This window comes from Terrabacter sp. Root181, from assembly GCF_001428505.1.
Lineage (GTDB): Bacteria > Actinomycetota > Actinomycetes > Actinomycetales > Dermatophilaceae > Terrabacter.
This window is the reverse complement of the sequence record NZ_LMHU01000005.1, coordinates 36379-59191: the sequence shown is the minus strand read 5'-3', so window position 1 is coordinate 59191 and position 22813 is coordinate 36379. Positions and strand designations below refer to the sequence as shown.

Sequence of the window (22813 nt, the reverse complement as noted above, 5' to 3'; positions counted from 1 at the left end):
CGGGAGTCCGTGGTCCAGACTGTCGGACATGGCACGCTTCTCCGTCACGGTCCCCTCGGACCTCCCGGCGCCCGAGGCGTGGCGGCGCCTGCTCGACCTGGACGCGCACACCGCGGTCATCCCGCTGACGACCGTGACGGGCGACGCGCTGGCCGCGCGCGACCTCGTCGACGGGTCGCGCTTCGTCGCCCGCACGGCGCTCGGCCCGGTGGGCTTCGACGACGTCATGGTGGTCGAGTCCATCGAGGCCCCGGCCGCCACCACCGCGGGCCGCGCGCGGATCCGCAAGGAGGGCAAGGTCGTCCGTGGAGACATCGATCTGCTCGTGACCCCCACGGCATCCGGCTCGACCGTCGAGTGGTCACAGCGCATCGGGGTGCGCGGCGTGCCAGCGCTCCTCGACCCGGTCGTCGCGAAGGTCGCCGGCGCGGCCTACGGCTCGACGATCCGCCGGCTGCTCGCCCGCGGCTGACCGGCCGCCGCCGGGCCTGGGCGGCTCAGCGCCAGCCGAGCGCGGGCGCGACGTGCGTCAGGAGGCTCTCGACGACGTGGGCGTTGTAGTCGACGCCGAGCTGGTTGGGCACGGTGAGGAGCAGCGTGTCCGCGGCCGCGATCGCCTCGTCCTCCGCAAGGTCACGGACGAGCTGGTCGGGCTCACCGGCATACGTCTTGCCGAAGCGCGCCGTCCCGCCGTCGATGTGGCCGACCTGGTCCTGGCTGGCCGACTCGCGACCGAAGTACGCGCGGTCCCGCTCGTCGACGATCGGGAACACGCTGCGGCTCACCGAGACCCGCGGCTCCCGCTCGTGCCCGGCCGCCGTCCACGCGTCGCGGAAGCGCTGGATCTGCTCGGCCTGGAGCTGGTGGAAGGGCACGCCGGTGTCCTCGGTGAGGAGGGTCGAGCTCATGAGGTTCATCCCCTGCTCGGCCGTCCACTCGGCGGTGGCCCGGCTGCCGGCACCCCACCAGATGCGGGCGCGGAGCCCCGGCGCGTGCGGCTCGATGCGCAGCAGGCCCGGCGGGTTGGGGAACATCGGCCGTGGGTTCGGCTCGGCGAAGCCCCGGCCGGACAGGACGTCGAGGAAGACCTCGGTGTGCTGCCGGGCCATCGCGGCGTGGTCGCCGTCGGTCGGCTCGTAGCCGAAGTAGCGGAAGCCGTCGACGACCTGCTCGGGTGACCCACGGCTGATGCCGAGCTGGAGCCGGCCTCCGGAGATGAGGTCGGCCGCGCCCGCGTCCTCGGCCATGTAGAGCGGGTTCTCGTAGCGCATGTCGATGACGCCGGTCCCGATCTCGATCCGGCTCGTGCGTGCCCCGACCGCGGCGAGCAGCGGGAACGGCGACGCGAGCTGCCGGGCGAAGTGGTGGATCCGGAAGTACGCGCCGTCGGCGCCGAGCTCCTCGACCGCGACCGCGAGGTCGATGGACTGGAGCAGGGCGTCCGAGGCCGACCGCGTGCCCGAGTGCGGCGAGGGGTTCCAGTGCCCGAACGAGAGGAATCCGATGTTCTTCACGTGGGGTGAACAACTCCGGCTCGGGACCTCTTCCCCGTGAGCGCCGCGCAGGGTCGTCCCGGCAGACTCCGTGGTCTCGTCGTCCTCAGCGCGTGGGCGCGCTCGGTGTGGTCGTCGCGTCGAGAAGCACCGGCGTTCCCGTCTGAGGTGCGGGCTCGCCCGGTGCGCTGACGAACGCGTACACCCTGCCGGGTGAGGGCCGCAGCACCTGGGCGCGGGCGAACTCCAGGACCGTGGCGGCATCCTGACCGCGAACGTACAACGTCAGGTCCCGGTCCTCGACGAACGGGCCGTGCACGCTCACCCCCGTCGCCGATCCTGCTGCCGCGGCTCGCTCGAGGGTCCGTGGCAGCGCCCGCCACCACGCGGCTACCTCGGCCTCCGACGAGTAGGGATCCAGAACGAGCCGGATCTCGACGTGGTCAGCAGGCGCCGACGCTCGCTGGTAGCGGGGCGCGGCGGACAAGTCTTCCGCGGTGATGGTCCACGAGTCGGATGGGCACGCGCCCGCCCGCCGCGCGACGACCGCGCCGTTCAGGTCGCGAGCCACCAGCTGCTCCTGCTCGCACTCATAGCTGCCCGTCGGCCAGCCCTCCTGCGGTCGCCACGCGAGCACGCCCAGCTCCGCCGTGCCACGGTAGGACACGGCGTCGGCCTGCTCGATGAGCAACGGGCGGCCGCTCTCGTTGTGCACGTCCAGGAACGGATACGGCTCCTGCATCGCGTGGAGGACAAGGACCATCAGGCCGAGATAACCAGCAATCGACAGGCCGATCACGACGAGGGCAACCTTCAGCGCCTTCCCCCAACCGGTCTGAGTCGCCCCCATCCGACACCCCTCTTCCTGCCGGGCAGGCTAGGCGGGTGAGGAGTCGAGGGCTGCCGACCACGGAGCACCGTGCACCAATCGTGACCTGGCAGCTCCGAGGCGCCACCTCGATCACAGCCCGGGCGAGGATGCCCCGCGCTGAACGCGACCCTCCTCCAAGGGATCTTCGAGAAACCATCCGGATCGCCCTCTCGCGCCGAACGACCAGTCATGACGCGCCTACGATTTGCCCTCAGCGGGATCCTCGCCGCGGTCGCCGGGATCGCAGCCGGCCACCTCGTCGCGGGCTTCCTCGCTCCTGCATCGTCGCCGGTGCTCGCCATCGGGTCGACCGTGATCGACCTGACCCCCACGCCCGTCAAGGAGTGGGCGATCGCGACCTTCGGCACCAACGACAAGCTGATCCTCCAGGGCTCGGTGCTCGTCGGGACGCTGGTCCTCGCCGCCGTGGCCGGCCTGCTCGCCCGCCGGCGCCTGCCCGTCGCCGTCGGCTTCATCGTGCTGCTCACCGGCCTCGCCGGCGCAGCCGCCCTGCTGCGTCCCGCCGCCCGCCCGCTCGACGCCCTCCCCGCCGTCGCCGCGATGGCCGTCGGCGTCGCGACCCTCGTCTGGCTCGCCCGCCTGGCCGGAGCCGCCGCGGGCGACGCCCCGAGCAGGGCCCCCGGCCGCGACGAGGCAGCCGGCCCCCGGGGGTCGGTCATGACGACCGTCCCTGACGCCGAGACCCGCTCACGCGCCGGCCGTCGCGGCTTCATCGGCGGCGCGCTCGGCATCACCGCCCTCGCGGTGCTCGCCGCCGTCGGCGGACAGCTGCGGGCCGGCGCCCAGTCGGTCAAGAAGGTCGTGCTGCCCGCCGCCGCCGACAAGGCCAAGGCGCTCCCGAAGGGGCTCGAGACCACCGTCTCCGGCATCTCGCCGCTGCGCACCCCGACCGACACGTTCTACCGCGTGGACACCAACCTCGTCGTGCCCCAGGTCGACGTCGACACGTGGACCCTCGAGGTCGACGGCATGGTCGACCAGCCCTTCACGATGACCTTCGACGAGCTCGCCGCCATGCCCCTCATCGAGCGCGACATCACGATGACCTGCGTCTCCAACGAAGTCGGCGGAGGCTACATCGGCGCCGCCCGCTGGCTCGGCGTCAGGCTCACCGACGTCCTCGACCGCGCGGGCATCACGGGCAGCCCCGACCAGGTGCTGAGCACCGCCGTCGACGGCTTCACGATCAGCACCCCGCTCGCCGTCGTCCGCGACGGACGCGACGCGATGATCGCCATCGGGATGAACGGCGCCCAGCTCCGTGCCACCCACGGCTTCCCGGCGCGCCTCATCACGCCCGGCCTCTACGGCTTCGTCGGTGCGACCAAGTGGCTGACCAGGCTCACCCTGACGACGTATGCCGCCGACCAGTCCTACTGGACGAAGCGGCAGTGGGCGACGGACGCCCCGATCAAGACGAGCGCCCGCATCGACACGCCCGCGCCGCTGTCGACGATCAAGGCCGGCACGACCGCGATCGGCGGCGTCGCCTGGGCCCAGCACCGCGGTGTCGGCACCGTCGAGGTGAAGGTCGACGACGGCGCGTGGCAGCGGACGAAGCTCGGTCCCGACGTCGGCATCGACTACTGGCGCCAGTGGTACCTCGAGTGGGACGCCACGCCCGGTCTGCACCGCATCGCCGTGCGCGCGACCGACCTCGAGGGGCAGCCGCAGATCACCCAGCGCGCCACGCCGTTCCCCAGCGGGTCGAGCGGCATCCAGGAGGTGGTGGTGACCGTCGCGTGAACGCATACGGCCAAGAACCCGCGAAAAAACTTCTCCGACAAGCAATCCGGAGCCACAGCGGCACCGAATCCCAGATGACCGTGCACCACACAGCCACAAGGAGTGACTGACATGAAGAGCATGAAGACCCGTACCGGCCTCGTCGCCCTCGCCATCGCCCTGCCCCTGAGCCTCGCGGCCTGCGGCAGCTCGAGCGACAACACCGCCGCCGCCGGTGGCAGCACGCCCGCCGCGACGTCCTCGGACGCCATGACGAGCACGCCCTCCGACACGATGACCTCGTCCGAGTCGATGGACGCCGCCGCGGCTGTCTTCGGTGAGGGCTGCGCGGCCGTGCCGAAGGACGGCTCGGGCTCGTTCAACGGCATGGCCACCGACCCGGTCGCGACCGCAGCGAGCAACAACCCGCTGCTCTCGACGCTCGTCACCGCCGTCAAGACCGCCGGCCTCGTCGACACCCTGAACTCGGCTCCCGAGATCACCGTCTTCGCGCCCGTCAACGACGCGTTCGCCAAGATCCCGGCCGCCGACCTCAAGAAGGTCCTCGCCGACAAGCCGACCCTCACCAAGATCCTCACGAACCACGTCGTGGCCGGCAAGCTCTCGCCGGACCAGCTCGCGGGCGACCACAAGACGCTCGCCGGCACCACGATCACGGTCAAGGGCTCGGGCGAGAACTTCACCGTCGGCAAGGCCGACGCCAAGGTCATCTGCGGCAACGTCCCGACCGCCAACGCCACGGTGTACATCATCGACGGCGTCCTGATGCCCTGATCGTCCGCTGACCAGGCTGACGCAGACCACGGACGACGGGCGACACAATGGACCCCATGTCACGGTTCTCGGTGGTTCCCTCCGGCGATCACTCGCCGGGGGGACCCGCCCGCCCATCCACCCTGGAGCAGCTGCTCCGTCGAGCAGCGACAGGAGACGAGACGGCGTTCAGCGAGCTCTACGACGCCGTCTCCTCCCGGCTCTTCGGTCTCGTCCGCCGGGTCGTGCGCGACCCGGCCCAGTCCGAGGAGGTCACCCAGGAGGTCTTCCTCGAGATCTGGCGGCACAGCGCACGCTTCGACCCGAGCAAGGGTGCGGCTCTCTCGTGGATGCTCACCATCGCTCACCGCAAGGCCGTCGACCGGGTCCGGTCGGCGGAAGCAGCCCGCCACCGCGACGAGGGGTACGGCGCCAGCAACCAGGACGTCACCCACGACTCCACAGCGGAGGCCGTCGTCGAACGGCTCGATGCGGAGCGGGTTCACCGGGCGCTGGAGACGCTCACACCGGTCCAGCGGCAGGCCCTCGAGCTGGCCTACCTCTCGGGTTACACCCATACGGAGGTGGCCACCATGCTCGACCTGCCACTCGGGACCGCCAAGACACGCATCCGTGATGGACTGATCAGACTACGAGACACGTTGGGGGTGACACTGTGAGCGAGGACATCCACGCCCTGTCCGGTGCCTACGCCGTGGACGCCCTCGACGACGTCGAGCGGGCGCGCTTCGAGCGCCACCTCGCCGGCTGCACCGCCTGCCAGGCCGAGGTCGAGAGCCTCGTCGCCGCCGCGTCGGAGCTGTCGGTGCTGACCGAGGTCGCGCCGCCGGCCTCGCTCAAGGCCAAGGTGCTCGCCGAGATCGCGACCGTCCGCCCGCTGCCGCCCCTCCCGGTGCAGCAGGACGACCCGGCCGACGAGACCGTCACGTCCACCGCTCCGGCACCGGTCCAGGAGCAGACGACCACCCCAGCAGCCTCCGGGTCGCGCGTCGATCACGGCGACGACCTCGCCGGCCGACGTCGGTCCCGTCAGACGCGCGGGCTCGCCCGCGGCTGGCGCGTCGTCGTCGCGGCCGCCACGGTGGCCGTGCTCGCCATCGGCGGGTTCACCGTCTGGCGCCAGATCGACAAGGACCCGTCCCGGGCCATCGCCGACCAGGTGCTCGCGGCTCCCGACGCCACGCGCTACGGGCAGCGCCTCGCCGGTGGTGCGACCGCCACGATCGTGCGCTCCAACGCGCTCCACAAGGCCGTCATCGTCACCTCCGGCATGTCGCAGCCGCCCACGGGCAAGGTCTTCCAGCTGTGGCTGCAGGACGCAACGGGTCACATGACCTCGGCGGGTCTCATGCCCGGCGGTGGTGACCAGGTGGTCGTGCTCAACGGCGACGCGAGCCACTCGAAGGGCGCCGGCATCACCGTCGAGCCCGACGGCGGCTCGGACCAGCCGACGTCCGACCCCGTGGCGTTCATCGCCTTCGCCTGAGACAACCGGTCGCTCGCACGTCGGGCGGTCACGAGCTCGCTCCCGGCTTCCCCAGCTGGAGCTCGTGACCGCCCGACCTCGCGGCCTCGTCCAGAGGCGCTGCGACAACAGCCGGACCGGTCACCCCTGGTACGGCGGCGCGACGCCCCAGCCCCATCGTGGGGTGGGCGCGTGTTCGACCGGGTCGGCGTCGGGCTGGGAGTTCTCCATGGCAAGCCGGGAGCCCCACTCGAGGTACCCGATGATCGCCGCCCGGAACTCCGGATCGCCGGGCAGCTCCGCGTCGTCGGCGGCCAGGCTCATCGTGGCGGCGAACCGCTGCCGTTGCGCGGCCGTGATGGCCAGCCCGAGGTGGTGGCGGAGCATGGACTCGTACCCCCCGTGCCGCTCCGTGTACGTCGCCGGGCCGCCGAGCACTTCGGCCCACCAGTCCGCGACGTGCGCCCGATGATGCTCGGACACACCGCCCGGGAAGAAGCCTGACAAGGCTTCATCGACCTCGACCCGGTCGTAGAAGCAGTCGATCATCCGGCGCAGCGCCGCCAGACCTCCCGCCCACTCGTACAACGTCGGCAGCTCCGCTTCGTTGACTCCACCCATGAGGCCAGTGCACCTCACGCGGCGGCCCACCGCACCGGGATTGATGGTCGTGAACCGCCCCTTCGCTACGGTGACAGGGCGTCATCAGGCGCGACCGAACCGTTTCGTCGGCGACGGCAGGCGGGTCGTCCCGGTACGTTCTGTTGCCATGGACCGGACCGAGCCGGCGGGCGCAGTCAGCGCGGACGACGTGCTCGCGAGCGCTCGGGGCGACCAGTGAGCGGGCGTCACGGGCACGGGCTCGTCATCGGCAAGTTCTACCCCTTCCACGCCGGGCACCAGGCTCTCGTGCGAGCGGCCACGAGCACGTGCGACCGTGTCACCGTCGAGGTCATGGCCCACGCCGTCGAGTCGATCCCGGTCGACGTCCGCGTCGGCTGGGTGCAGGCCGAGCACCCGACGGCCCGGGTCGTCGCGGCGCCCGACGACCACGACGTCGACTTCCACTCGCCGGAGGTCTGGGACCTGCACATGGAGGTCATCGAGTCGCACCTCGACGCTCCCGTCGACGCGGTGTTCACGAGCGACGCGTACGGCGAGGAGATGGCCCGCCGGCTCGGCGCGACGTGGGTGCAGGTCGACCCGGGGCGTGCGTCGACACCGATCTCCGGGACCGTGGTGCGGTCCGACGTCGCCGGCTCGTGGTGGGCGTTGCCGTCACCGGTGCGGGCCTGGTTCACCAAGCGCGTCGTCGTCGTGGGCGCCGAGCCCACGCGCACGACGACCTTGGCCGACGCCCTCGGCGCCCACTACGGCACGACCGTCGTCCCCCAGTTCGGCCGCGAGTGGACCGAGCGGCGACCCGGCGGCCCGACCGGGCCGTGGCACACCACCGAGCTCGACCTCGTGGCACGCGAGCAGGCCGCCCTCGAGGACGCCGCGGCGGCCGCGGCGCCGCGCCCGCTGCTCCTCTGCGACACCGACGCCTTCGCGACGACCCTGTGGCACGAACGCCACCTCGGCAGCCCGTCCCCCACGGTGCGGGCCTTCGCCGACGCGCGCCCGGCACCCGCGCTCTACGTCCTCACCGGCGACGAGACCCCCACCGCCCCGGACCGCGTGCGCGACGGCGAGCACGGCCGCTCGTGGATGCAGGGCCGGTTCCGCGAGGAGCTGGGCGCGCACGGCGTGCCCTGGGTCGAGGTGGGCGGCAGCCACGAGCAGCGGCTGGTCGCGGCCGTGGCGGCGGTCGACGAGGTCGTCGCCGCCGGCTGGCAGCTCGCCGACCCCGTGGGCTGAGGTCGCCGGCGGCGCGCCGACTGCCCCCGCGACCGGAGCCGATCGGGCGAGGCCCACGAGTAGTCTCCGAGCATCGGGGGAAGAGGTCCTCCGACGAGCACAGGGGAACCTCATGAAGACACGCATGCGCACCACGGCCGCCGGCATCGCACTGACCCTCGCATCGACGCTCGGCGTCGTGGCCGCGACGCCCGCCACCGCAGCCGACCCGGTCGGCTTCGCCTCGGTCACCAGCTGCGCCGACCCGCAGCTCGACCCGTTCGACAACTGGACGGGCCACACCCTGGGCGCCTACAAGGACACCAACTGGGTGCCCCAGGGCATGACGTACGACGCCAGCGGCGACTACCTCTACGTGTCGATATACCACCGGGACGCGCTCGAGGTGCCGCGCGTCGTCGTCTACAAGCGCTCGACCTCGGCCTGGGTCAAGACCATCGAGCTGAGCGGGGTCCCCAAGACCGGTCACACCGGTGGCCTCACCATCGGTCGGGGCAACCTCTACGTCGCCGACAGCGTCGGCGGTGCGCGGATCTACCGCATCCCGATCGACCGGATCCGGTCCGTCCCCGCGGGCACCCGCAAGCCCGTCAGCTATGCGGCCCGCTACACCCTGAACAGCCTGACCCGGGCGTCCTACGTCGACTACGACGGCGGCAACCTCTTCGTCGGCGACTTCTACAACAACGTCATGCGCCGCTACCCCACCTCCAGCGCCGGCTCCGTCACCCTGACGCCGAACGCGTCCTACGGCACGCCGACCATCGTCCAGGGCGTGCAGGTCACGAGCGGCCACTTCGTCTTCAGCCGCTCGTGGGGCCGGGACAACCTGAGCAAGGTGACGACGCAGGTGCGGTCGACGGGCGCGCGCTCGAGCCACAACACCCTCCCGATGATGGAGGGGATCGTCTGGGCCCCCAGCTCCGCGGGGTCGTCGGTCAACCGCCTCTACTCCGTCTTCGAGTCGACGTCGAAGGAGTACGCCGACTCCAACTGCCGCACGCACGCCATCTGGAGCGCCTCCAGCAGCTACATCCTCTAGGGACATCCTCCGAGGTGCCTCGCCGCTTCGCCGCCTCGATGCCCGATCCCCGGCACGACCGTGTCGAAATCGCAGTCCGCCGTTCGTGTAGTAGGCAGACGCGGACCACCTCGGTCCGCCACAACCGAAGGAGCCAGTCGTGGCCGAGTACCTCCTCTACTTCAACCAGCAGTGGGTGGGCGACCACTCCGAGGAGTGGTTCCGTGGACGCGGGCCGCTCGCGAGGGCAGCCGTCGACGAGATGCGGGCTGCCGGCGTGTACGTCTTCGCCGGCGGTCTGGAGGAGGAGGACGGCCCCGTCTACCACGCCGACCCCACCAGCGGCACCGTGATGATCACCGACGGCCCCTACGTCGAGACGAAGGAGTTCCTCGGCGGCTTCGCCATCGTGGACGTCCCCGACGACGAGGCCGCCAAGATGTGGGCGGGCAAGATCGCCGAGGCGTGCGGCTGGACCCACGAGGTGCGCCGCTTCAAGCCGCGTCCCACGGTCGACTGACCCCGTCCTCGAGGGCGGCGTGCCCCGCACGGCGGCTGCGCCGTGGCCTAGTGTCGAGTGCTGGGCACGTCACCCTCGAAGGAGCGTCGCGATGAAGTACATGCTCATGATGCACGTGGGCCGCGATGACGGCACAGAGGTCCTGGACTGGGCCCCTGAGGACATCAGGAACATGGTCGAGTTCCAGCGCGCGTTCGACCAGGAGCTGGAGGAGAGCGGCGAGATGGTGTTCAACGCCGGGCTCGGCTGGCCCGACAAGGCCCGGATCGTGCGCTCCGACGACGGCGCCGCGGTCGTCACCGACGGACCCTTCCCCGAGGGCAGGGAGTTCCTCATCGGCTTCTGGGTCGTCGACTGCGACAGCGAGGAGCGGGCGTACGCCATCGCTGCCAAGGCGTCGTCGTCGCCCGGCCCCGGTGGCGCGCCGACAGGGGTCCCGATCGAGGTACGCCCGCTCGCAGGCCCACCTCCGGTGGACGCCTGACCTTCGACGAGGAGACGACGTGGACCTCCTGCTCACCTCCGCAGGCATCACCAACCCGAGCATCCACGACGCGCTCGTGCGCCTGCTCGGCAAGCCGATCGACGAGTGCGACGCCTTGTGCATCCCCACCGCCTCGCACGCCAACCGGGGCGGGATGGGCCAGGCGTGGAGCTTCGTCGCCGGCCAGGAACCGCGCACGCCCATGGTCGAGCTCGGCTGGAGGTCGATGGGCGTCCTCGAGCTGACCGCGCTGCCCAGCCTCGACGAGGACCACTGGGTGCCGGAGGTCCGCAAGGCCGACGTGCTGCTCGTCAACGGCGGCGACCCGATGTACCTGCACCACTGGATCCGCGAGTCCGGCCTCGCCGACCTCCTGCCGTCGCTCGACGCCCTGTGGGTCGGGCTGAGCGCCGGCAGCCTCGTCATGACACCTCGCGTCGGCGACGACTTCGTCCGGTGGCACCCCGCGACCGGTCGCGACGACACGACGCTCGGTGTCGTGGACTTCTCGATCTGCCCCCACGTCGACCACCCGATGATGCCCGGCAACTCGATGGCCGAGGCGGAGCGGTGGGCCGGGACCATCGACAACGCGGCCTACGCCATCGACGACGACACCGCGGTCGTCGTTCAGGACGGACGCGTCGAGGTCGTCTCCGAGGGCACGTGGCGCCACTTCCCCCGCTGAGGCGCGCGTGGTGTCCGAGCGCGCCTGTCCGTCGACGCGCGAGGTACGTTGTCGCCATGAGCGACACCCCCGTGCCAGGCGGGTCCACCGGGTCCACCGGCCCGGACGAGCAGTTCACGGTTCCCGTGCCCAACATCCCGCGCGGACCTGGTGCCGGCGCGGAAGCACCGGCGACGCCGGCAGCCGCAGCCCCGACCCAGGCCATCCCCGTCTTCGAGCCGACGCGGGAGCTGCCCACTGCCAACCCCTCGTGGCCCGCCGCACCACCGTCTGCCCCGCCCGTGCCGCCGAACCCGTATGCGGGACAGCCGGTTTGGCCGGCGACCCCGACCAGGGCCACTGACGACACCGTCGACCCCCTGCTCGGCCAGATCGGCGTCGCCCTCTTCTGGATCACCGTCGGCTGGTGGCTCTTCTTCCTCATCCGGCTGCTGGGTTTCATGACCCGCCACGGCGTCACCGACACGATCCTCATCCGCACCATCGACCTCGGTGCCGAGGAGACCGTCGTCGCGGCGGTCCTGTCGGTCCTCGCGGCGCTGCTGCTCCTGCTCGGTCGTGGGCGATCCGGTCGGTCGCCTCTCGGCTGGGCCGCTCTCGCACTCGCCGTCGTCACGGTCGGCGTCGCCGTCTGGCGCGTGCTTCCGTGACCGGGATCGTCTGAGCGCGAGCGAGATCCGATGCTCACCCCCTCAGCGGCCCAGGAGGTCGCGGACGCCTACGGTCTCGACGGGACGTCGACCCTGACCGGGCCCGTGGCCCGCGGGCAGCTCGGCCAGGTCTGGCGGCTCGACACCGGACACGGCAGCCATGCCGTCAAGGAGTGGTTCGCGACGCCCGACCTCGACGCCGCCTCCAGGGATGCCGACCTCGTCGACGCGGCCCGCGAGGAGGGTGTCCTGACGCCGCGGATCCGGCGCACCGCCACCGGCGGGGTCGCCACGACCGTCGCCACCGCGGACGGCGAGACCGCGATCCGTGTCTTCGAGTGGGTCGACCTGCAGCCGCGGACGCGCCGGCTCGACCCCGTGGCGGTGGGGCGCACCCTCGCGGGACTGCACCGGGCGGGGGCGCCGTCGGACGGGGTCGTCGACAACTGGTTCGCGACGGGGTTCGGCGAGCAGCGCTGGCGCGACCTGCACCAGCGGGTCCTCGACGAGGGGGCTCCCTTCGCCGGTGAGCTCGGCGCGCTCGTCGACGAGCTCGTCGCGGTGGAGTCGGTCATCGAGCCGCACGAGTCACCTCGGGTCTGCCACCGCGACCTCTGGGCGGACAACGTGCTCGCCACGGTCGGCGGCGAGGTCTGCGTCATCGACTTCGAGAACCTCGGCCCGGCCGACCCGAGCCAGGAGCTCGCCATGGTGCTCTTCGAGTTCGGCGACGACGACCCGGCGCGGGCGCGACGGCTCCACACGGCCTACCGTGAGGCCGGCGGGCCGGGACAGGTGACCCGGCGCGGCCACTTCACGATGCTCGTCGCCGAACAGGCCCACATCGGCCAGCTCGCGTGCTCCCGCTGGGTCGGCGCTAGCAGCGCGTCGGAGCGCGAGCGCCTGGCGGCCTGGTTCCTCGAGATCCCCGACGACCCGGTGACGCTCCCACGCATCGACCGGGTGCTCGCCGCCGTCACCTGACCGCGGCGAGCGCCGGACGACCACGCGACGGCACACCGACCAACGGCCCGCGGACGCCCTCACGCCCGGACGACGCGGAGGGTGCGCACCTCGAACGGCCCGAGCACGAGCGGCACGGCGCCGTCGACGACCGCGAGCTCCCCGCCGCCGAGCGGCTCCTCGAGTGGCTCCTCGAGCGGCTCCTCGAGCAGCGTCACCGTCGCCACCGACGCGACCGGGAGGTCGAGGCGCAGGGTGCCCCGGGCGCGGCCCCCGAGCGACTCGTAGACCCGGACGACGAGGTCGCCCGAGCGGTCGGCGGCCTCCTTGACGCTCGACACGACGATGCCCTCGCCGGTCACGGTGACGAGCGGGTCGACGCCGTGCGCACCGGTGACCCGACGGGCCGGCGTGCCCATGAGCGCGCCCTCGCGGGTGGCGACGTCGGCGTCCGCGCCGACGACGAGGCCGTAGCGGTGGGTCTGGACGCCCTGGTCGGTCCCGGGGTCGGGGAAGCGCGGCGCCCGCAGCAGCGACAGACGGACCGTCGTGACGACGTCGTCACCGTCCACGTCGCGGGTGACGTCGTGGCCGTAGATCGAGTCGTTGACGAGCGCGACCCCGAAGCCGCGCTCCTCGGCGAGCACGAAACGGTGCATCGACGTCTCGAACTTCGCCGCCTCCCAGCTCGTGTTCGTGTGCGTCACCCGCCGGTGGAAGCCGAACTGGGTCTCGGCGGCGACGTGCTCGGCACGCACGTCGAGGGGGAAGGCGACCTTGAGGAACGTCTCGGTCTCGTGCCAGTCGGTCTCCTGCGAGATCTCGAGCACCCGCGCACCCGGCGCGAGCGAGAGCTCCTGCCGCACCGTCGACGCAGGGGAGATGCGCCGCTCGACGACGACCCGGGCCACGCCGTCCTCGCCGACCGATGCCGTCAGGGCGCTCACGTCGCGCACGTCGGTGACGCGGTTGCGGTAGTAGCGGTCGACGTCCCACGCGTCCCAGCGGTTCGGGACGTCCTGGTGGAGCTGGAGCAGGTTGGCCGCCCGCCCCCGCGCGACCGCCTCGCGTCCCGTCGCGACGTCGACGGCCGAGGTGACCAGCCCGTCGGCCGAGACGGTGACGGTGACGACGCCGTTGTCGAGGACCCAGCCGCCGTCGCGCTCGCTCAGGGACACGGCATACGCCCCCGGCTCGTGGGTCGCGGGCTCACGCGTGACGGCGCCACCCGCCGGCACCCCCGACCGCTCGAAGGGCGCGGCGTTGGCCTCGACCTCCACTCCGCCCTCACCGACGAGCGCCGCGAGCGAGCGGGCGACGATCGCCTCGGCCGCCTCGGTGACCCGGCCGTACTGCTCCACGGCCTCGCGGTGCACCCACGCGATCGACGTCCCGGGCAGGATGTCGTGGAACTGCTGGAGCAGCACCTGCTGCCACAGCGCGTCGAGCTCGTCGTGGGGGTATGCCGTCCCCGTCCGCACCGCGGCCGTGGCCGCCCACAGCTCCGCCTCGACGAGCAGGTGCTCGGTGCGCCGGTTGCCCTGCTTGGTCCGGTGCTGCGACGTCAGCGTGGCCCGGTGCAGCTCGAGGTAGAGCTCGCCGACCCAGACGGGCGGGTGCGCCAGCTCCCCGCGGGCGCGGTCGAAGAAGGCGTCGGGGTGCTCCCAGCGCACCGTGGGGCTGCCCTCGAGGTCGGCGAGACGGCTCGCCGTGCCGGTCATCTCGCGGGTCGTGCCGCCGCCTCCGTCGCCCCAGCCGACCGGGGCGATGGAGCCGCTCGCGTGGCGGCTCTCGCGGAACTGGCGCGACGCCGTGGCGACCTCCGAGCCCGAGAGCTGCGCGTTGTAGGTGTCCATCGGCGGGAAGTGGCTGAGGACGCGGGAGCCGTCGATGCCCTCCCAGAGGAAGGTGTGGTGCGGGAACGTGTTGACCTGGTTCCACGAGATCTTCTGGGTGAAGAACCACTCGAAGCCGGCCCGGCGCATCAGCTGCGGCAGGGCGGGCGAGTAGCCGAAGCTGTCGGGCAGCCAGACGCCCCGGCAGCGGATGCCGAGCTCGGTCTCGAAGAAGCGCTGGCCGTGGAGGAACTGGCGCACGAGCGACTCGCCCGACGGCATGACGGTGTCGCTCTCGACCCACATGCCACCGAGCGGCACGAAGCGCCCGGCCGCCACGGCGGCCCGGACACGCTCCCAGACCTCGGGCCGGTGCTCCTTGATCCACGCGTACTGCTGGGCGCTCGACATGCCGTAGACGAAGTCGTCGGTCTCGTCGATGAGCGTCGTCATCGACGACGTGGTGCGCGCGACCTTGCGGATCGTCTCGCGCACCGGCCAGAGCCACGCGGAGTCGATGTGCGCGTGGCCGATGGCCGAGATCGCGTGCGCGCTGGCCTCTGCGGGCTGCGCGAGCACGTCGACGAGGGCGGCGCGCGCATCGGCGGCCGTCGCGGCGACGTGCTGGAGGTCGAGGCGGTCCATGGCGTCGTCGAGCGCCTGGAGCACCCGCATCCGGCGGGGACCGGCGGGCAGCTCGGCCTGCAGCCCGAGCAGCACCTCGACGTCGAGCGCCAGCTCGAAGACGTCGCGCTCGAAGACCGCGAGGTCGAGTCGGCCCGTCGTGTAGAGGCGCGTCGACGAGCTCGTGACGATGTCGCCCTCGCGCGTCGGCACGAAGGGGTTGCCCGCGACCAGGATCGGGTTCGAGGCGGCCTCGACGTAGAGCTCGACGGCCTGCTCGGCCTCGGCCTCGTCCGCGACGAGCACCCACTGGTTGCGCGGGTTGAGGGACTTCACGGGCGTGCCGTCGGCCCGGTAGACGAGGCCCTCGCACTGGAAACCGGTCATGTCGCGGTCGAAGCCGAGGTCGGCGACCACCTCCACGCGTCGTCCGGCCCAGTGCGCCGGCACGCGGCCGGTGAGGCGGAACCACGTCGTGCCCCAGGCTGCGCCCCACGGGGTGCCCACGGCATACGGCGTGTAGTCGAGCGCGAGCCCCTCGGCCGGGGGGACCGGCTCGCCCGGCAGCTCGTGCCACTGGGCCGTGAGCGGCACCGACTCGGCGTGCACGGCCGGGAGGATGCGCTCCTTGAGGACGCGCGTCACGCGGCCCACGGTCAGGGGGATGTCGTCGTGCATGACTGCCTCTCAGGAGTGCGGGGTCCGCGGACGTCGGCACATCGGCCTGACCCGGACCGATCGCCGCACGGGCGCCGACCTCCGGCATATCGTGACCGCGTGACGAACATCGGACGCCTCATGCTGGCGCAGGTCAAGTCGATCGGCTCGCGCAACGCCTGTCTGGCGGCGGGGGACCTGCCCGGCGGCCCGTGGGCTGCGCGCGGTGGGCGGACGTACCGCACCGGTGCGAGCGGAAGCACGAGCGAGGCCATCACCCGGGCGCGCGCGATCCGCTCGGTGACGAGCGTGCGCGGCTACCAGGAGGTGGGCCGGGCCGACCTCTTCATCCAGGTCATCCCCTTCGCGTCACCGGACGACGCTCGCGCGGCCGTGACCGAGCTGCGCGCCCTGCCGCGGACGATGCCACAGAGCAAGGGCCTCTCCGACGTCGGCGAGCTGCGGACCGTCGCGGCACCCGAGGTGGCCGGCACGACCCACGTCGAGGCAGCCGAGCAGCCGTTCGTCCTCGACGGCGAGCACTCGCGCACGCTCACCGTGTGGTGCGTCGCCGGCAGCACGGTCGTCGTCGCGGCTCTCGGGGGACGGGCAGAGGCGGTGCGGTGGCCGCAGCTCGTCTCGATCGTCGAGGCGCAGGCGGCCGCGCTCGCCTGACGCGGACGGTCGTGGTCAGCCGCGACCGAGCATGCGACTGAGGAAGCCGGAGCCGGACGCCTTGTCCGGCTCGGTGTGACCCGGGCAGCGCTGGCCCGCGGGCACGTTGCGCATGACCTGGTCGACGTGCTGGCCGCAGCCGGCCCACGTCGTCTTGCCGCAGGTCCTGCAGGTGGCCGCTCGGCACATGGTCGCTCTCCTCGCTCGATGGATACCCATAGGGGTATGCGTTGGCCACCACGATAGCCCGACGCGCGGGCAGCCGCCAAACACGGATGGCCCGACCCCTTGGGGTCGGGCGAGGTGAGCGCGGTTCAGCGCCGGCGCCAGTCGGGTCCGAGGCGCACGACGTCACCCACGACGACGACGGCGGGGGCCTGCACACCCCGCTCGCGCGCGAGCTCGGCGATGGTGCCGACCGTGCCGACGGTCGTGCGCTGGTCGGGCGCGAAGCCGCGTTCGACGACCGCGACGGGGCAGTCGGCCGCCCGGCCGTGCCGGACGAGCAGCTCGGTCGTGCGAGCCAGCTGGGTGACGCCCATGAGCAGGACGAGCGTGTGGTCACCGCCCGTCGGCAGCACCGGGATGTCGTCGTGCCCCGTGACGACGGTGAAGCCGCGCGCCACGCCGCGGTGGGTGACGGGGATGCCGGCCGCCGCCGGGACGCTGACGGCGCTCGTCACGCCGGGCACCACCTCGACCCGTATGCCGTGTGCCTCGCACGCGTCGCGCTCCTCGCCACCGCGCCCGAGGACGTAGGGGTCGCCGCCCTTGAGGCGCACGACGCCGAGGCCCCGCCGGGCCTCCTCGACGAGCAGGTCGTTGATCCGCGACTGCGGCACCGGGTGGTGGCCGGGCGTCTTGCCGACGTCGATGACGCGCACCGACGCGGGCAGCCGGTCGACGACGGCCCGGGGTGCGAGCCGGTCGACGACGACGACGTCGGCCGACGCGAGCAGCTCGTGACCGCGGGTCGTGAGCAGGCCGTCGGTGCCGGGGCCGCCGCCGACGAGGGCGACCCAGCCGCGCCTGCCGTGCGTGCGGGTGCGGCGCAGGTCGAGGGTGCCCGAGGCGAGCGCCCGCTCCACCCCGTCGCGGACCGTCACGGCCAGACCGGGGTCGCCCGCGGCATACGCGGCCACCGTGACGCGGCCGTCCGGGGTGGTCACGTCGGCGCGAGCGGCGACGCTCGCGGTGGTGCCGGCCGCGTCGGTCGCGTCGACGCACCAGATGCGCAGGGCCTCGGCGTCGGCGGCGACCTCGCGGTCGACCGACGGCTCGCCCGTGGCGGTGTGGGCGAACCAGGCGCCGGCGAGGTCGGAGGGTCCGGCGTAGTCGCGCGGGGCCCAGTCGACCCGGCCGGCGACGGCCAGGTCGCGCAGGTCCTCGCAGAGCCAGGGGGCGACGACGCGGACGACGGCGCCCTCGTCGAGGAAGGCCCGGACCCGGCGCGCGGACACCGGGCCGCCGCCGACCGCGACGACGAGGCGGCCGGTCAGGTCGAGGACGACCGGCAGGCCCGGCTTCAGATCTCCCATTCCTCGTCACCCTCGGGCTCGGTCGGGGCGTCGGCGGCGGTGGGCAGGGTCGCGCCGACCATGCCGGCGGCGACGGTGCGCCCGTCGTGCGCGTCGATGAGCAGGAACGAGCCACCGCGGCGCGAGGTCGAGTAGTTCTCGACCGGGACGGGCGCGGCGAGACGAAGTGTCACGAGGCCGATGTCGTTGAGCGACAGGGCTTCCGCGGGGACCGTGTGGAGGTCGTCGAGGTCGAGGGCTCCGTCGAGAGAGCGCACGGCGGTCTGCACCGTGCGCGAACCGTGCTTGAGCAGCAGGCGCTGGGCCGGGCGCAGCGGCGCGTCGCCGAGCCAGCAGACGACGGCCTTGATGTCCTGCGTCGGCTCGGGGGCATCGGCCGCGGCCGCGATGACGTCGCCGCGCGAGATGTCGATCTCGTCGGCGAGGCGCAGTGTCACCGACTGCGGCGCGAAGGCCTCCTGGAGCTCGCGGTCGCCGAGGTCGATGCCCGCGACGGTCGTGCGGCGGCCCGACGGGAGGGCCACCACCTCGTCACCGACGCGCACGACGCCCGAGGCCACCTGGCCGGCATACCCCCGGTAGTCGCGGTGCGCCTCGTCGCGGGCCGCCCCCTGGGGGCGGATGACGAGCTGCACCGGCAGCCGGAAGGACTCGCCCCCCGGGTCGTCGGAGGGCGGGAGCGCCTCGAGCAGCTCGAGCAGGCTCGGGCCGTCGTACCAGGGCGTGCGCGGCGAACGCTCCGCGACGTTGTCGCCGTCGAGCGCGCTGACCGGGATCGCGATGGCGTCGACGACACCGAGCTCACGGGCCACGGCCTGCACCTCGGCCTCGACGCGGTCGTAGACCTCCTGCGAGAAGTCGACGAGGTCGATCTTGTTGACGGCAACGACGACGTGCGGCACCCGGAGCAACGCGGTCACCGCGAGGTGGCGACGGGTCTGCTCGAGCACGCCCTTGCGGGCGTCGACGAGGAGCACGACGACGTCGGCCGTCGAGCTGCCCGTCACGGTGTTGCGGGTGTACTGCACGTGCCCGGGGCAGTCCGCGAGGACGAACGAGCGGCTCGCCGTCGCGAAGTAGCGGTAGGCGACGTCGATGGTGATGCCCTGCTCGCGCTCGGCGCGCAGGCCATCGGTGAGCAGGGCCAGGTCTGCAGCGGTCAGGCCGCGGTCGCGGCTGACCCGCTCGACGGCGGCGAGCTGGTCGGACAGCACCGACTTCGTGTCGTGGAGGAGCCGGCCGACGAGGGTCGACTTGCCGTCGTCGACCGAGCCCGCGGTGGCGAGCCGCAGGAGCGTCCCGCGGGCGGCGCCGGCGACGGCGGCCGGGTCGAGGACGGGCGTGCTGGTGGCGCTCATCTCAGGGTGTCCTTGTCGTGGGGCCCCCGCGACGTATCGGAGCGAGGGACGAGTGGAGAACGTCGTGGGGAGCTCAGAAGTAGCCCTCCTTCTTGCGGTCCTCCATGGCGGCCTCGGAGATCCGGTCGTCGGCACGCGTGGCGCCGCGCTCGGTCAGGGTCGAGGCGGCCACCTCGACGACGATCTCGGCGTTGGTGCGGGCCGGGGACTCGACGGCCCCCGTGCACGACATGTCGCCGACGGTGCGGTAGCGCACGAGGCGCGTCTCGACGGGCTCGTCGTCACGGGGCCGGCTCACCGGACCGACCGCGAGCCACATGCCGTCGCGCTGGAAGACCTCGCGCTCGTGGGCGTAGTAGAGCGGCGCGAGCGGGATGTCCTCGCGGTCGATGTAGCGCCAGATGTCGACCTCGGTCCAGTTGCTGATCGGGAAGACACGCACGTGCTCGCCCGGACGGTGCCTGGGGTTGAAGAGGTTCCACAGCTCGGGGCGCTGGTTCTTCGGGTCCCACTGGCCGAACTCGTCGCGGAGGCTGACGATGCGCTCCTTGGCGCGCGCCTTCTCCTCGTCGCGGCGGCCGCCGCCGAAGACGCCGTCGAAACGGTTGTCGTTGATGGCGTCGAGCAGCGGCAGCGTCTGGAGCGGGTTGCGGGTGCCGTCGGCGCGCTCGCGCAGCCGTCCGTCGTCGATGTAGTCCTGGACGCTCGCGACGACGAGCCGCAGACCGAGCCGCTCGACGGTCTCGTCGCGGTAGGCGAGCACCTCGGGGAAGTTGTGGCCCGTGTCGACGTGCAGCACCGGGAAGGGGATCGGCGCCGGCCAGAAGGCCTTCGTCGCGAGGTGGAGCATGACGACGGAGTCCTTGCCACCGCTGAAGAGCAGCGCCGGCCGCTCGAGCTCGCCGGCCATCTCGCGGATGACGAGGATCGCCTCGGCCTCGAGCGCGTCGAGGTGCGTGAGGCGGCGGTCGTCGGAGTCGGCGGCGGCGACGGCCGGCGGGGTGGTGGTGGTCGTCGTCATGTGTGGAGTCCGCACTCGGTCTTGGAGAAGCCGGCCCAGCGGCCGGCGCGGGGGTCCTCGCCGGGCTCGACCCGGCGGGTGCACGGCTCGCAGCCGATCGACGGGTAGCCGTCGGAGAGGAGGGAGTTGACCTCGACCTGGTGCTCACCGGCATACGCCAGCAGCTCGTCGAAGGTCCACGCCGCGAGCGGGTTGATCTTGACGAGGCCGTTCTTGGCGTCCCACGTCACGAGGGGGGTGTCGGCCCGGGTCGGGCCCTCCTCGCGCCGCACGCCGGTGACCCACGCCTCGTAGAGCGGCAGGGTCCGCGCGAGCGGCTCGACCTTGCGCATCTGGCAGCAGAGCGCCGGGTCGCGCTCGTAGAGGCGGGCGCCGTACTTCTCGTCCTGCTCGGCGACGGTCAGCTCGGGCAGCACGTTGACGAGCGTGATCGGCAGGTCCTCGGCGACGATGTCGCGGGTGACGATCGTGTCGGAGAAGTGGTAGCCGGTCTCGAGGAAGAGGACGTCGACGCCCGGCGCGAAGCGCGAGACGACGTGGGGCAGGACGGCATCGGCCATCGAGCAGGCCACCGCGAGGGTGCCGTCGAAGTGGAAGGCCGCCCACGCGGCGACCTCGTCGGCCGTGGGCTCGTGCTCGGGGTCGGCGCCGAGCGTCTCGTTGAAGTCGTCGACGATCGCCTTGAGCTCGACCTCGCTGCGGCGCCTGCGCGGCACCTTCGGGGTCGCGAGGGGGACTGCGGTCACAGGAGTGCTCCTTCGTCTGCTCGACGGGTCCACGACGAGAAGCTCTCGCCGGACTCGCGCTGGTCGAGGAAGGTCCGCACGACGCGCTCGACGTAGTCGGGCAGGTCGTCGGCCGTCACCTTGAGGCCGCGGACGGTGCGTCCGAGGCCGGCCTCGTCGCGGTCGACGGAGGCGAGGCCACCGCCGAGGTGCACCTGGAAGCCCGGCACCTGCTCGCCGTCGATCGTCACGAGCTGGCCCTTGAGGCCGATGTCGGCCACCTGGATGCGCGCACAGGAGTTGGGGCAGCCGTTGACGTTGAGGCTGATCGGGGTGTCGAGCTGCCCGGTGACGTCGGCGAGGCGCTGCTCGAGAGCGGCGATCGTCGTCGCGGCCGTCGCCTTGGTCTCGACGATGGCGAGCTTGCAGAACTCGATGCCGGTGCACGCCATCGTGTGCCGGCGGAAGGGGCTCGGCGCGGTGCTCAGCCCGAGCTTCTCGAGGCGCGTCACGGCGCCGCGCACCCGGCGACCGGGCACGTCGAGGACGACGAGCTTCTGGTGCGGGGTGAGGCGCAGCCGGTCGGAGCCGACCGACTCCATGAGCTCGGCGAGACCGGTGAGGACGTCACCGCTGATGCGCCCGACGGTGGGGGCGGCGCCGATGTAGCGCTTGCCGTCCTTCTGCAGGTGCACGCCGACGTGGTCGCCGGGACCATTGGCGGGGGCCGGCGGCGGGCCGTCGGGGAGCTCACGCTCGAGGTACTCGTCCTGGAGCACCTGGCGGAACTTCTCGGGGCCCCACTCGGCGAGGAGGAACTTGAGGCGGGCCTTGTTGCGCAGGCGGCGGTAGCCGTAGTCGCGGAAGATCCGGATGACGCCGTGCCAGACCTCGGCCGCCTCCTCGGGCCGCACGAAGACCCCGACGCGCTCGGCCAGGCGGGGGCTCGTCGAGAGGCCACCGCCGACCCAGAGGTCGTAGCCGGCGCCGAGCTCGGGGTGGACGACGCCGACGAGGGAGATGTCGTTGATCTCGTGCACGACGTCCAGGCTCGGGTGGCCGGTGATGGCCGACTTGAACTTGCGCGGCAGGTTGGCGAGCTCGGGGTCGCCGATGTAGCGGTCGAGGATCTCGTCGATGACCGGCGTCGGGTCGATGATCTCGTCCTGCGCGACGCCGGCGAGCGGGCTGCCGAGGATGACGCGGGGGGTGTCGCCGCAGGCCTCGGTCGTCTGGAGGCCGACGGCCTCGAGGCGGCGCCAGATCTCGGGGACGTCCTCGACGCGGATCCAGTGGTACTGGATGTTCTGGCGGTCGCTGATGTCTGCCGTGCCGCGGGCGAACTCGTGGCTGATCTCCGCGAGGACGCGCAGCTGGGCGAGGCCGATCGCGCCGCCGTCGAGGCGGACGCGGAGCATGAAGTACTCGTCGGACAGCTCGGTGTCGTCGAGCTGGGCCGTGCGGCCGCCGTCGATGCCGGGACGGCGCTGCGTGTAGAGCCCCCACCAGCGGAACCGGCCGGAGAGGTCCTGGGGCGGGATGGACGCGAAGCCCTCGCGCGAGTAGACCTGCTCGATGCGCTCGCGGACGTTGAGCCCGCCGTCCTCCTGCTTCCACGCCTCGTTGCCGTTGAGCGGCTCGGTGCCGTCGACCTTCCACTGCCCGTTGGAGCGGCCGGCGCGGGGCGGACGCGTGCCGGGGCGCGCGGGGCCCGTTCCGGTCGCGGATTCGGTGACGGTCATGTGATCGAATGTATAACCAGCGATTATCCCAGCCCAACCGGGTCCAGAGTGCGGCCCTTTCCCACCAACCCGGTGGGAATGC

The 22813-nt window shown here is 72.4% G+C and carries 23 protein-coding genes; 13 read left to right on the top strand and 10 right to left on the bottom strand.

All coding sequences use genetic code 11. The features are described from left to right. The first annotated feature begins 28 nt into the window (after positions 1-28). Positions 29-472, top strand: a complete 444-nt coding sequence (locus ASD90_RS09115; RefSeq protein WP_056754920.1) for an SRPBCC family protein — start codon at positions 29-31, stop codon at positions 470-472. Positions 473-497: 25 nt separating this feature from the next. Here ASD90_RS09115 and ASD90_RS09110 read toward each other — a convergent pair whose 3' ends face one another. Both ASD90_RS09110 and ASD90_RS09105 read right to left on the bottom strand, forming a co-directional pair. After that, positions 498-1514 (bottom strand): LLM class flavin-dependent oxidoreductase, encoded by a 1017-nt coding sequence (locus ASD90_RS09110; RefSeq protein ID WP_056754918.1) that lies wholly within the window; start codon positions 1512-1514, stop codon positions 498-500. Positions 1515-1599: 85 nt separating this feature from the next. Continuing rightward, the gene (locus ASD90_RS09105; protein ID WP_157623122.1) at positions 1600-2292 is read right to left on the bottom strand and encodes a hypothetical protein; all 693 of its coding nucleotides are present in this window, start codon (positions 2290-2292) and stop codon (positions 1600-1602) included. Between the two features lie 261 nt (positions 2293-2553). On the opposite strand from ASD90_RS09105, the gene ASD90_RS09100 reads away from it, so the two are divergent. The 4 genes from ASD90_RS09100 to ASD90_RS09085 all read left to right on the top strand — a co-directional run bounded on the left by ASD90_RS09100 (position 2554) and on the right by ASD90_RS09085 (position 6391). Beyond that, complete coding sequence (locus ASD90_RS09100) at positions 2554-4131, top strand: molybdopterin-dependent oxidoreductase (RefSeq protein WP_056754913.1); 1578 nt, start codon at positions 2554-2556, stop codon at positions 4129-4131. A 111-nt stretch (positions 4132-4242) separates the two neighbouring features. Next, positions 4243-4905 carry a fasciclin domain-containing protein gene (locus ASD90_RS09095; protein ID WP_056754910.1) on the top strand — a complete coding sequence of 221 codons (663 nt, stop codon included), beginning with the start codon at positions 4243-4245 and terminating at the stop codon, positions 4903-4905. Positions 4906-4952: 47 nt separating this feature from the next. Further along, entirely contained in the window at positions 4953-5564 is a 612-nt protein-coding gene (gene sigK, locus ASD90_RS09090) for an ECF RNA polymerase sigma factor SigK (protein ID WP_082588596.1), read from the top strand. Continuing rightward, positions 5561-6391 carry an anti-sigma factor domain-containing protein gene (locus ASD90_RS09085; protein ID WP_056754907.1) on the top strand — a complete coding sequence of 277 codons (831 nt, stop codon included), beginning with the start codon at positions 5561-5563 and terminating at the stop codon, positions 6389-6391. Before sigK ends, ASD90_RS09085 begins: the two co-directional genes overlap by 4 nt. Positions 6392-6511: 120 nt before the next feature. Here the strand turns inward: ASD90_RS09085 and ASD90_RS09080 are convergent, their stop codons facing one another. Then, the gene (locus ASD90_RS09080; protein ID WP_056756283.1) at positions 6512-6991 is read right to left on the bottom strand and encodes a group II truncated hemoglobin; all 480 of its coding nucleotides are present in this window, start codon (positions 6989-6991) and stop codon (positions 6512-6514) included. Between the two features lie 216 nt (positions 6992-7207). On the opposite strand from ASD90_RS09080, the gene ASD90_RS09075 reads away from it, so the two are divergent. From ASD90_RS09075 to ASD90_RS09045, 7 genes are all read left to right on the top strand, one after another. Next, a complete protein-coding gene (locus ASD90_RS09075) occupies positions 7208-8230 on the top strand; it encodes an AAA family ATPase (RefSeq protein WP_056754904.1) in 1023 nt (340 codons plus the stop codon). A gap of 124 nt (positions 8231-8354) precedes the next feature. Next, positions 8355-9272, top strand: coding sequence for a hypothetical protein (locus ASD90_RS09070; RefSeq protein ID WP_162260190.1), 918 nt, complete (start codon positions 8355-8357; stop codon positions 9270-9272). Between the two features lie 139 nt (positions 9273-9411). Then, positions 9412-9771, top strand: coding sequence for a YciI family protein (locus tag ASD90_RS09065; RefSeq protein ID WP_056754899.1), 360 nt, complete (start codon positions 9412-9414; stop codon positions 9769-9771). 91 nt (positions 9772-9862) lie between these two features. Continuing rightward, entirely contained in the window at positions 9863-10255 is a 393-nt protein-coding gene (locus ASD90_RS09060; RefSeq protein WP_056754896.1) for a YciI family protein, read from the top strand. Positions 10256-10274: 19 nt separating this feature from the next. Further along, positions 10275-10943: a Type 1 glutamine amidotransferase-like domain-containing protein gene (locus ASD90_RS09055; RefSeq protein WP_056754893.1), complete on the top strand. Its 669-nt coding sequence runs from the start codon at positions 10275-10277 to the stop codon at positions 10941-10943. Positions 10944-10999: 56 nt separating this feature from the next. Continuing rightward, positions 11000-11593 (top strand): hypothetical protein, encoded by a 594-nt coding sequence (locus tag ASD90_RS23455; protein ID WP_056754890.1) that lies wholly within the window; start codon positions 11000-11002, stop codon positions 11591-11593. 30 nt (positions 11594-11623) lie between these two features. Continuing rightward, positions 11624-12577, top strand: coding sequence for a phosphotransferase enzyme family protein (locus ASD90_RS09045; protein WP_056754887.1), 954 nt, complete (start codon positions 11624-11626; stop codon positions 12575-12577). Between the two features lie 59 nt (positions 12578-12636). Here the strand turns inward: ASD90_RS09045 and ASD90_RS09040 are convergent, their stop codons facing one another. Beyond that, the gene (locus tag ASD90_RS09040) at positions 12637-15693 is read right to left on the bottom strand and encodes an alpha-mannosidase (protein WP_056754884.1); all 3057 of its coding nucleotides are present in this window, start codon (positions 15691-15693) and stop codon (positions 12637-12639) included. Between the two features lie 99 nt (positions 15694-15792). On the opposite strand from ASD90_RS09040, the gene ASD90_RS09035 reads away from it, so the two are divergent. Next, positions 15793-16347 (top strand): hypothetical protein, encoded by a 555-nt coding sequence (locus ASD90_RS09035; protein ID WP_056754881.1) that lies wholly within the window; start codon positions 15793-15795, stop codon positions 16345-16347. Between the two features lie 15 nt (positions 16348-16362). Here the strand turns inward: ASD90_RS09035 and ASD90_RS23955 are convergent, their stop codons facing one another. From ASD90_RS23955 to ASD90_RS09010, 6 genes are all read right to left on the bottom strand, one after another. Further along, positions 16363-16536, bottom strand: coding sequence for a hypothetical protein (locus ASD90_RS23955; protein ID WP_157611066.1), 174 nt, complete (start codon positions 16534-16536; stop codon positions 16363-16365). Positions 16537-16661: 125 nt separating this feature from the next. Then, positions 16662-17885 (bottom strand): uroporphyrinogen-III C-methyltransferase, encoded by a 1224-nt coding sequence (cobA, locus tag ASD90_RS09030; protein ID WP_056754878.1) that lies wholly within the window; start codon positions 17883-17885, stop codon positions 16662-16664. Further along, positions 17873-19243, bottom strand: a complete 1371-nt coding sequence (locus ASD90_RS09025) for a sulfate adenylyltransferase subunit 1 (protein WP_056754876.1) — start codon at positions 19241-19243, stop codon at positions 17873-17875. The genes cobA and ASD90_RS09025 overlap by 13 nt, the downstream gene beginning before the upstream one ends. Before the next feature lie 73 nt (positions 19244-19316). Then, entirely contained in the window at positions 19317-20264 is a 948-nt protein-coding gene (cysD, locus tag ASD90_RS09020; protein WP_056754874.1) for a sulfate adenylyltransferase subunit CysD, read from the bottom strand. Beyond that, the gene (locus ASD90_RS09015; protein WP_056754872.1) at positions 20261-21010 is read right to left on the bottom strand and encodes a phosphoadenylyl-sulfate reductase; all 750 of its coding nucleotides are present in this window, start codon (positions 21008-21010) and stop codon (positions 20261-20263) included. The genes cysD and ASD90_RS09015 overlap by 4 nt, the downstream gene beginning before the upstream one ends. Further along, positions 21007-22731 carry a nitrite/sulfite reductase gene (locus ASD90_RS09010; protein ID WP_056754869.1) on the bottom strand — a complete coding sequence of 575 codons (1725 nt, stop codon included), beginning with the start codon at positions 22729-22731 and terminating at the stop codon, positions 21007-21009. Before ASD90_RS09010 ends, ASD90_RS09015 begins: the two co-directional genes overlap by 4 nt. Positions 22732-22813: the final 82 nt, after the last annotated feature.

Bases quoted from the DNA above. Each gene is read 5' to 3' on its own strand.
- ASD90_RS09070 (WP_162260190.1), top strand. From the start codon at position 8,355: ATGCGCACCACGGCCGCCGGCATCGCACTGACCCTCGCATCGACGCTC.
- ASD90_RS09080 (WP_056756283.1), bottom strand. From the start codon at position 6,991: ATGGGTGGAGTCAACGAAGCGGAGCTGCCGACGTTGTACGAGTGGGCG.
- ASD90_RS09095 (WP_056754910.1), top strand. From the start codon at position 4,243: ATGAAGAGCATGAAGACCCGTACCGGCCTCGTCGCCCTCGCCATCGCC.
- ASD90_RS09045 (WP_056754887.1), top strand. From the start codon at position 11,624: ATGCTCACCCCCTCAGCGGCCCAGGAGGTCGCGGACGCCTACGGTCTC.
- ASD90_RS09025 (WP_056754876.1), bottom strand. From the start codon at position 19,243: ATGAGCGCCACCAGCACGCCCGTCCTCGACCCGGCCGCCGTCGCCGGC.
- ASD90_RS09115 (WP_056754920.1), top strand. From the start codon at position 29: ATGGCACGCTTCTCCGTCACGGTCCCCTCGGACCTCCCGGCGCCCGAG.
- ASD90_RS09060 (WP_056754896.1), top strand. From the start codon at position 9,863: ATGAAGTACATGCTCATGATGCACGTGGGCCGCGATGACGGCACAGAG.
- ASD90_RS09040 (WP_056754884.1), bottom strand. From the start codon at position 15,693: ATGCACGACGACATCCCCCTGACCGTGGGCCGCGTGACGCGCGTCCTC.
- ASD90_RS09100 (WP_056754913.1), top strand. From the start codon at position 2,554: ATGACGCGCCTACGATTTGCCCTCAGCGGGATCCTCGCCGCGGTCGCC.
- sigK (WP_082588596.1), top strand. From the start codon at position 4,953: ATGGACCCCATGTCACGGTTCTCGGTGGTTCCCTCCGGCGATCACTCG.
- ASD90_RS23455 (WP_056754890.1), top strand. From the start codon at position 11,000: ATGAGCGACACCCCCGTGCCAGGCGGGTCCACCGGGTCCACCGGCCCG.
- ASD90_RS23955 (WP_157611066.1), bottom strand. From the start codon at position 16,536: ATGTGCCGAGCGGCCACCTGCAGGACCTGCGGCAAGACGACGTGGGCC.
- cysD (WP_056754874.1), bottom strand. From the start codon at position 20,264: ATGACGACGACCACCACCACCCCGCCGGCCGTCGCCGCCGCCGACTCC.
- cobA (WP_056754878.1), bottom strand. From the start codon at position 17,885: ATGGGAGATCTGAAGCCGGGCCTGCCGGTCGTCCTCGACCTGACCGGC.
- ASD90_RS09010 (WP_056754869.1), bottom strand. From the start codon at position 22,731: ATGACCGTCACCGAATCCGCGACCGGAACGGGCCCCGCGCGCCCCGGC.